Below are 848 nucleotides of genomic sequence, written 5' to 3'. Positions count from 1 at the left end.
CGGACATTGTGTCGACCAACACGTTCAGCGCGAACGTCATTTCACAGGCGGATTACGGCGCCGAGCATCTGGTCCGCGCGATCAACGTCGAAAGCGCGAAGATCGCCCGCCGGCTCGCGACAGAATATGAAGCGAAGGACGGACGGCCGCGCTTCGTGGCGGGCGCGATCGGGCCGACCAACAAGACGCTGTCGCTGTCGCCCGACGTCAATGATCCGGGCTTTCGCGAGATCGATTTCGATTATCTGAAGGGCGTCTACCGCGAGCAGATCGACGCGCTGCTCGAAGGCGGCGAGGGGGTGGGCGTCGACTTCATCCTGATCGAGACGGTGTTCGATACGCTCAACGCCAAGGCCGGGATCATGGCGGCGATCGAGGCGGGCGACGACCTCGGGCGCGACGTGCCGATCATGCTGTCGATGACGCTGACCGATCTGTCGGGGCGCAACCTGTCGGGGCACACGGTCGAGGCGTTCTGGCACGCGGTGCGGCATGCGCGGCCGGTGACGATCGGGCTGAACTGTTCGTTCGGCGCGGAGCAGCTGCGGCCGCACGTGAAGACGCTGTCGGGGATCGCCGACACGCTGATCATGATCTACCCGAATGCCGGGCTGCCCAACGAACTCGGCGAGTATGACGAGATGCCGGCGACGACCGCTGGGCTGGTCGGCGAATGGGCGGTGGCCAAGCAGGTCAACGTGCTCGGCGGCTGTTGCGGGTCGACGCCGGCGCATATCAAGGCGATGGCCGACGGCGTGCGCGGGCTGGAACCGCGCGCGGTCGCGAGCCCGGAGGTGCGGACCAAACTCGCCGGCCTCGAACCGTTCACGATGGCGGCATAGTTCCCC

At 66.5% G+C, this 848-nt stretch carries 1 protein-coding gene; it reads left to right on the top strand.

Annotated features, from left to right (window positions below):
• The coding region (locus ASE88_RS06835) for a homocysteine S-methyltransferase family protein (RefSeq protein ID WP_235527858.1) at window positions 1-842 on the top strand (842 nt) is incomplete at its 5' end.
• Between the last annotated feature and the right edge of the window lie 6 nt (window positions 843-848).

The sequence above is a fragment of the Sphingomonas sp. Leaf38 genome (assembly GCF_001421825.1).
Taxonomy (GTDB): Bacteria; Pseudomonadota; Alphaproteobacteria; order Sphingomonadales; family Sphingomonadaceae; genus Sphingomonas.
The sequence above is the reverse complement of the archived record's forward strand: the minus strand, read 5'-3'. Positions and strand labels throughout refer to the sequence as shown.